Genomic DNA, 7,956 nt, shown 5'->3' with positions numbered 1-7,956 from the left:
GGCGCGTTCGAGCTGAAATCAGCCAACGGAGCCTTTGGCATACGCATCGAGGTACAGCAGGGCAGACACGTGCCCTATTGATGCCCATCACTTAACAACAGAATCAATGACAAGAAAGAAAATACTGGTAATAGGCGCCAACGGTTTTACCGGCAGACGCATCCTGGATGATTTGTCCCACAACGTGTTTTATCAGACAACGGGCTGTTCCCTGCACGACGACATCTGTCCCCATTCGGGCGACTATCGCTTTATCCGTACGGATATATGCAACCGCCAGGCGGTGAAAAAGCTTTTCCAGGAAGTACAGCCGGATGTTGTAATCAATACCTCCGCCCTCTCCGTCCCCGATTATTGCGAAACGCACCATGCAGAAGCGGATGCCGTCAACATTACTGCCGTGGAGCATCTGGCAGAATGCTGTGAGGCGGGAGGCAGCCGTTTTATCCATCTTTCCACCGACTTCGTTTTCGGTGGTGATACGGACCGACCCTATACGGAGGAGGATATTCCCGCTCCCGTTAATTATTACGGCTACACCAAACTGGAAGGTGAGAAACGTATCGCTGCCGTTTGCAGGGATTATGCCATCGTGCGCGTAGTGGTGGTGTACGGTGCCGCCCTGCCCGGACAGCATGGAAATGTGCTCCAACTGGTGGCAAACAGATTAAGGAACAATGAGGAAGTGTTCGTCGTATCCGACCAATGGCGTACGCCCACCTTCGTGGGAGACGTGTCGCAAGGAGTGGAGAAGCTGATAAGTCATCCGCAAAACGGTATCTATCATCTCTGTGGCAGCGAGTGCCTGACCATTGCAGACATCGCTTATCGGGTAGCGGACGTATTGGGGCTGAATCGCTCGCTCATCCGTCCCGTCACCACGAAGGAAATGAACGAAAAGACACCACGTCCCCGTTTCAGCGGGCTGAGTATAGAAAAGGCACACCGGGAACTGGGGTATCAACCGTATACGCTGGAGGAAGGAATAAAGCTGATGTTCGGATGGTAAATAATGCAGGTGCGGATGGCAGGAGATTCGACTACAGCAACTCCGGCTCTGCCAGTCCTTTCTCTTTGCGATACACACGTACCATCTCCAGAATCACATCTCCATATTTCTCCACCCCTTTTTTTCCGAAATACGGAATGCGTACAAGCATGGCCTTATCCGAAGGAAGCAGATTGCTGATGCCTAGAATTGCCTTCTGCTGAATGACGGTGTATACGGGCAGCCCTAATGCGGAAGCTTCTGCATTGCGCCATGCTACCAAGCGGTTGTAAAGTTCCGGATGCAGCACATCCGTGGGTACTTCAACAGCCGCAGCATCGCGTTTCCGCTCACGCGGACGTTTCTCTTTATCAGCCTGCTTACTGCTTCCCTGCCCTTCTTTGGCAGAAGCACTTCTCCCTTTGCCTTTACCCTTCTGCGAAGCCGAATCATCAATGGAAAGCAGTGCTTTCTGCTTCAAGTATCCTGCCATATGGAAACCATTCTCCAGCACATAATCCAGCAAATCAGTCTTCATGTCAAACACTTCCTCCAGTTCCTCCATGGCATCCCGGAGCTTCTTCTTCAACTCTTTATTATCAGAAGTTACCGTACTCGCCATCACCGCATCCAGCGGTTGCAACTGCTCTTGAAAATAAGTGGCGGCAGAGTGTATGCGCCCCTGCAAAGTCGGGTCGGCTGCATAGTCCTGCGCAGTATCAATCAGGCGGGTATACTGGATACTGAACTTCTGGGCTACTTTCGTCACTTTGTCGTGAAAACGTTCCATTTCCTCCTTGCAGGCTGCGAGTTGCTTGGGAAAGAGCTTGTACAAGTGTTCGTCTATCAGCCGCACATACCGCCGCAAAGCCTGCTCCATGGGCTGGAAATCGAACAAGCCCGACAGCAGTTCCAGGAAATAGGTCTGCTGCAAGGAACGGAAGCGTTTCTCGTCCGGCTCGTTTCTCCGTGCCTCCATCGTGAAGGTATCTACTGCATGGTCACTGATAACGGCCTTTGCAGAAAGCGGGGCACTGAGCACCACTCCCTCCAATGTCTTGCAGCGGCTCAGAGCCACATAGGTCTGCCCATGCGCAAAGGAGGCACCGGCATCAATCACGGCACGTTCAAACGTCAGTCCCTGGCTTTTGTGAATGGTAATCGCCCACGCCAGCTTCAGCGGATATTGCCGGAATGTTCCTTCAATATCTTCTGTAATCTCCTTGGTTTCCTCATCAAGCACGTATTTGGCATTCGTCCACTCTTCCTCCTGAAGTAAGAAGGTAGCGTCGCTTCCCTTACTGCGCACTTCAATTCCATCTGCCGACACGGCTGTCACCTCTCCAATCATGCCATTGTAGTAACGGTGCTCACCGGAGGTGTCGTTCTTCACAAACATTACCTGGGCACCGCGTTTCAGTTCCAGTACTTCATCCGTGGGATAGGAATATTCGGGAAACTTTCCGTCAATCTTGGCACGAAAGGCATACGAGCGTCCCGGAAGTTGTTCCAGCTCATGGTCATTAATCCGTTGGGCCTGATAATTGTGGGTCACCAGGCGGATGTATCCTTCTTCTTTATCTGGTACGAAATTGGGAATATACCGGCGGTTCAAGGCTTCCAGCACTTGCCCGTCACAACGGTTTTCGCGAATGCGGTTCAGTAATTCAAGAAAAGTCCCATCGTTCTGCCGATAGACTTTCTTTAGTTCTATGGTGCAATATTCCGTCTGCTTCAAGGCCTGGCTGGAGAAGAAATAAGGCGTGTCATAGTATTTGCGCAGCATCTGCCACTCATCGTCTTTCACTACGGGAGACAGCTGCTGTAAGTCGCCAATCATCAGCAGTTGCACGCCGCCAAAGGGTTTGTTCCGGTCGCGGAACCGCCTCAAGACGGCATCCACCGAATCGAGCAAGTCGGCACGGACCATACTGATTTCATCGATGACCAATAAATCTATGCTGCGTATAATGTTGATTTTCTCTTTCCCGTAACGAAAACGGTAGGTTGCCTTGCCATCTGCGCTGAATGAGCTTTCGGGCACATAAGGAGCAAAAGGTACTTGGAAAAAGGAGTGGATGGTGACACCGCCTGCATTGATAGCGGCAATTCCCGTCGGTGCAAGTACAATCATCCGTTTCGGACTCTCCGCCCTCAGTTTTCGCAGGAAAGTTGTCTTACCGGTACCTGCCTTGCCGGTCAAAAAAAGATGAGTGCCTGTGTTTTCAATGAATTGCCATGCAAGCGCTATTTCGGGATTATTCTCCATTGATATGTTTATTATTCAACCAATCCGCTCTCTCTCAGAATGATACGGATTTCATCAGTAGCCATATATGATAATAGGACAAAGATAACGCTTATTTCGTTATCCTTGTCCTATTATTCCATTTATTTGTACCCAGCCTGAACAAGCCCTTTACGGGGCGATCCGGGCTATTTCAAGCTACCGCCGATAATATCGAGCAGCTCATTCGTAATGGCCTGCTGACGGCTCTTGTTATACTGTTTCGTCAAATCTTGAATCAACTCGTTGGCATTATCTGTCGCCGTCTGCATGGCAAGCATACGGGCAGCATGTTCCGAAGTATTGGAATCGAGAAGCACGGTAAATATCTTCTGACTCAACACTTTTGGCAGAAGTTCCGCTATCAGTTCGCCGACGGAAGGTTCCACAATGTAATCATTATTAAAACTGCGGGCATCCTCCGGTACATCTTCTGCCGCCTCCTGCGCTACTTGCGTCAGGTCAATGGGCAGATAATTCTCGCGGAGCAGCACCTGCGAACCCATCGATTTGAAGTGATGGTAAATCAGCTCCACATGGTCAATCTGCTTTTCCACAAACTCATGCATCAACTTCTCTGCCAGCTCATACGCTTCAACGTACGAAGGCTTGTCTGCCATCACCTGGTAGCTGCCTTGCGGCACATATCCCATTTTCTTGACGGCTTCCTCCACCTTTCTCCCAACGGGATATATCAGAATATTCTCCTTGCCCAGCGACTGGTAATCTTCCAAAGCCCGTTCCAGCATCTTCGCCACATTCGAGTTGAATGCACCGCACAAGGAACTATTGGACGAAAACGCCACGACCGCTACCCTCGTCACGGGTCTTTTCTCGGTATAGGGCGACTCGAAGGAAGCATCCGTACGCAGAAAGTTCGTCAGAATCTCATTCAGCTTCCGTTGATAAGGCAGCATATTCTCAATCCGCCCCTGCGCCTTATGCAGTTTGGCAGATGCCACCATCTTCATAGCCGATGTTATCTGGCGTGTACTCTTGACGGAGCTTATTCTATTTTTTACCTCTTTCAGTGAAGACATATATCTATTTACGATTTAATTATTTACGATTTACGATTGAGGTAACTTCTGCCTGCGTCCGATTTACAACTTACCATATAGAGTAACTCCAATCGTAAATCGTAAATCGTCCAATCGTAAATCACATGAATTGCCTTGCAACCGCCTCTGCCGTCTCCTCAATCTTCTTGCAGACATCGTCATTGATGGCACCCGTCTTTAAAACGTCGAGTACCTCCATGCGATAGTTCATCTCAAGAGACTCAAGGAAGTTGCGTTCAAACTCGCTGACCTTGTCCAAAGGAACATTCCTCAACAAGCCGTGCGTGCCGCAATAAAGAATGGCAATCTGCTTTTCTACCGGCATCGGGCTGTATTGGGGCTGTACCAGCAGGCGTGTATTCTTCTGTCCCTTGTCGATGGTCAATGCCGTCACGGGGTCCATATCGCCACTGAACTTGGTAAACGCTTCCAGCTCCCGGTACTGTGCCTGGTCAATCTTTAATGTACCTGCCACCTTCTTCATAGCCTTGACTTGGGCATTACCACCCACACGGCTCACAGAGATACCCACGTCAATGGCCGGACGGTTACCCTGGTTGAAGAGGTTCGTATCAAGGAATATCTGCCCGTCAGTGATTGAAATCACATTCGTTGGGATATAGGCAGACACGTCTCCTGCCTGAGTTTCGATAATGGGCAATGCAGTCAGCGAACCGCCACCTTTCACCTTGCCTTTCAGACTGTCCGGCAGGTCGTTCATCTCGCGTGCCACTTCCTCCTGGCTGATAATCTTCGCCGCACGTTCCAACAAACGGGAGTGCAGATAGAAGATATCACCCGGATAGGCCTCACGTCCTGACGGACGGCGCAGAATCAGAGACACTTCACGATAGGCCACCGCCTGCTTGGACAAGTCGTCATAGACCACCAGCGCATGACGGCCGGTATCACGGAAATACTCTCCGATGGCAGCCCCTGCAAAGGGAGCGTAATACTGCAATGCAGCCGGGTCTCCCGCCGTAGCAGCCACCACAATGGTATAGTCCATCGCACCGTACTGGTGCAGGGTATTCACGATAGAGGCAACGGTAGAACCTTTCTGGCCAATGGCTACATAAATGCAATATACCGGATCACCAGCATCAAAATTGGCACGCTGGTTGATGATGGTATCGATGGCAATGGCCGTCTTACCGGTCTGGCGGTCACCGATAATCAGCTCACGCTGTCCACGGCCGATAGGTATCATGGCATCCACAGCCTTCAGACCGGTCTGTAGCGGCTGATTCACCGGCTGACGGAAGATAACTCCCGGCGCCTTGCGTTCCAGCGGCATTTCATAAAGTTCTCCGCCTATCAGTCCTTTGCCATCGAGCGGCGCACCCAGAGGGTCTATTACACGGCCCAGCATACCCTCTCCCACCATGATGGAAGCAATACGCTTGGTACGCTTTACAATGAAGCCTTCCTTGATTTTATCCGTAGGGCCAAGCAACACAGCACCCACATTATCCTCTTCGAGGTTCATCACAATGGCCTTGATGCCGTTGTCGAACTCCAACAACTCGTTGGCTTCGGCATTGCGCAACCCATAGATACGGGCTACACCGTCACTGACTTGCAGTACCGTGCCAATCTCGTCCAACTGTACGCGGGTGTCAATCCCTTCCAGTTGCTTGCGGAGAATATCGGAGACTTCGCTTACTTTTATATTTTCAGACAACATCTTAGTATTTACTATTTTACAATTTACTATTTACTATTTGAAAGAACCCGAATCATATACTGTTTGACCTCTACAACTTACGCATCACAAGACTATTAAATAAGTAAATTGTAAATTGTCAAATCGTAAATCACACGATTCTTCTATTCTTATCAATGAACTGCTGTTTCACTTTCTTAAGCTGCGTAGCAATACTGGCATCCAGACGGAAGTCGTTGATGTCGAAGATAAAACCACCTTCAATGGAGGGATCCACTTCAGTCTGCAGCTCCATGCTGGCATGCAGCAGGGAGGAAGCACTGTCATGGATGCGCTCCCGCACTTCCTGGCTGACGGGAACGGCTGTTATCAGCTTTCCTACACCGATATGCTTGTCTTTCCGGTACAAATCCAGAAAACTCAGGCAGATGTACTGGAGAAAGTTTTCCCGCCGGTTCTTCAACACCAGGGTCATGAAACGCGCAAACTCACGGCCCGCAGGAGCATCCCCCACAGCAGCGGTACAGATAAGTGTTAACTTCTCACGTATCGTCAGGATGGGGTTTTCCAATGCCATGCGCAAATCCGGATGTTTCCTGAAGCTACGGTCGAGCATACAAAACTCCTTGTACAGAGTATCTTCTGCCCCCATGCTCTTGGCATATTCCATCAATGCTTTCGCATAACGCATCGAAACGATTCCTATATCCATTTCTTTGAGAATTAATTGTTTTTACTTGCGGCCAGCACTTCATCCAGCATCCGGTCTATCATCTCCATCTGCTCATGTTTCTCGTCCAGATTCTTGCGGATAATTTTCTCGGCTATATCTACGGACAAGACTGCCACCTGGCGGCGAATATCGCGGATGGCCTCTTCCTTCTCTTGCTGTATCTGCTTTTTAACTTCGTCCAGCTCCTTCTGCGCGGCGGCTTCCGCCTGCTTGCGTGCTTCGACGATAATCTTGTCACGCTCATGCATCGCCTCCCGCAGAATACGTCCTTGTTCTTTGTTGGCAGCAGCAATCAACGCTTCACTCTCCTCTTTCAGTTTGGAGAGCTGGGCATTTGCTTCGCGTGCCACTTCCAAAGACTGGTCGATGTAGGTCTTGCGACCTTCCACCATCTTGGTGATAACGGGAAAACCGTACTTGGCAAGCACCACAAACACCACACCGAATGAAAGGAGCATCCAGAACAGCAGACCACTATCGGGTAATAACAATGACATAATTTTATTTACTATTTGACAATTTACGATTTACAATTTGGCTGCGCGGTGATGCTGCACGGACAAATTGTAAATGGCAAATGGTAGATTGTACATTATAAAAAGAATACCAATAAACACACAACTACTGCCAACAAAGCAACACCTTCAATCAAGGCAGCGGCAATAATCATGTTCATACGGATATCTCCGGATGCTTCCGGCTGGCGGGCAATGGCCTCCATAGCAGAACCGCCGATTTTACCAATACCTACACCAGCACCAATAACAGCCAAACCAGCACCAATGGCTGCACCCAGTTTACTAACTCCCACACCTGCCGCAGCAGCTTGCAATAATACAGATAGTAACATAACTTTCAGTTTTTAAATGGTTATTTTTATTAATATTTATATTCCCAATAATCGTATCACTTCACCGCCTTCTCCTTATGCTCTTCCTGCGCCAGACCGATGAACACGGCTGACAGCATGGTGAACACATATGCCTGGATAAAGGCAACCAACAACTCAAGTGCATTCATAAAGATATTGAACAACACCGATGCCACGGTCAGCGTTCCGTTCAAAGCAGGTCCCATACTGGCCGAGATGAATATCAGGCAGGTAAGCACCAGCATTGCCATGTGCCCTGCCAGCATATTGGCAAAAAGACGTATCATCAAAGCAAACGGTTTGGTGAAAATACCGAAGAACTCGATAAACGGCATCATGGGGACCGGTAC

8 protein-coding genes and 1 pseudogene are annotated in these 7,956 nt (G+C 49.5%); 2 read left to right on the top strand and 7 right to left on the bottom strand.

Translation table 11 applies throughout. The features are described from left to right. Both ABUA47_RS17300 and ABUA47_RS17295 read left to right on the top strand, forming a co-directional pair. Nucleotides 1-81: pseudogene (locus ABUA47_RS17300) on the top strand (occludin); the annotation flags it as partial. Nucleotides 82-106: 25 nt separating this feature from the next. Further along, on the top strand, nucleotides 107-1,009 hold the full coding sequence (locus ABUA47_RS17295; protein ID WP_008663562.1) for an SDR family oxidoreductase: 903 nt from the start codon (nucleotides 107-109) through the stop codon (nucleotides 1,007-1,009). Nucleotides 1,010-1,040: 31 nt separating this feature from the next. On the opposite strand, the gene ABUA47_RS17290 is transcribed toward ABUA47_RS17295, so the two are convergent. The 7 genes from ABUA47_RS17290 to ABUA47_RS17260 form a co-directional block, all read right to left on the bottom strand. Continuing rightward, nucleotides 1,041-3,257, bottom strand: a complete 2,217-nt coding sequence (locus ABUA47_RS17290) for an AAA family ATPase (RefSeq protein ID WP_057252424.1) — start codon at nucleotides 3,255-3,257, stop codon at nucleotides 1,041-1,043. 167 nt (nucleotides 3,258-3,424) lie between these two features. Beyond that, a complete protein-coding gene (locus ABUA47_RS17285) occupies nucleotides 3,425-4,315 on the bottom strand; it encodes a F0F1 ATP synthase subunit gamma (protein ID WP_005836996.1) in 891 nt (296 codons plus the stop codon). A 121-nt stretch (nucleotides 4,316-4,436) separates the two neighbouring features. Continuing rightward, on the bottom strand, nucleotides 4,437-6,020 hold the full coding sequence (gene atpA, locus ABUA47_RS17280) for a F0F1 ATP synthase subunit alpha (protein ID WP_085929908.1): 1,584 nt from the start codon (nucleotides 6,018-6,020) through the stop codon (nucleotides 4,437-4,439). 133 nt (nucleotides 6,021-6,153) lie between these two features. After that, on the bottom strand, nucleotides 6,154-6,714 hold the full coding sequence (locus tag ABUA47_RS17275; RefSeq protein WP_005829118.1) for a F0F1 ATP synthase subunit delta: 561 nt from the start codon (nucleotides 6,712-6,714) through the stop codon (nucleotides 6,154-6,156). A gap of 11 nt (nucleotides 6,715-6,725) precedes the next feature. Continuing rightward, nucleotides 6,726-7,232 (bottom strand): F0F1 ATP synthase subunit B, encoded by a 507-nt coding sequence (atpF, locus tag ABUA47_RS17270; protein ID WP_005836994.1) that lies wholly within the window; start codon nucleotides 7,230-7,232, stop codon nucleotides 6,726-6,728. 95 nt (nucleotides 7,233-7,327) lie between these two features. Further along, nucleotides 7,328-7,585 carry an ATP synthase F0 subunit C gene (atpE, locus tag ABUA47_RS17265; protein ID WP_005829122.1) on the bottom strand — a complete coding sequence of 86 codons (258 nt, stop codon included), beginning with the start codon at nucleotides 7,583-7,585 and terminating at the stop codon, nucleotides 7,328-7,330. 56 nt (nucleotides 7,586-7,641) lie between these two features. Then, a partial coding sequence (locus ABUA47_RS17260) for a F0F1 ATP synthase subunit A (protein WP_349831818.1) occupies nucleotides 7,642-7,956 on the bottom strand: 315 nt, incomplete at its 5' end.

Source organism: Bacteroides sp. RTP31139st1_H2_RTP31139_211217 (assembly GCF_040227615.1).
GTDB lineage: Bacteria > Bacteroidota > Bacteroidia > Bacteroidales > Bacteroidaceae > Bacteroides > Bacteroides uniformis.
This window is presented reverse-complemented; position numbering and strand designations above follow the sequence as displayed.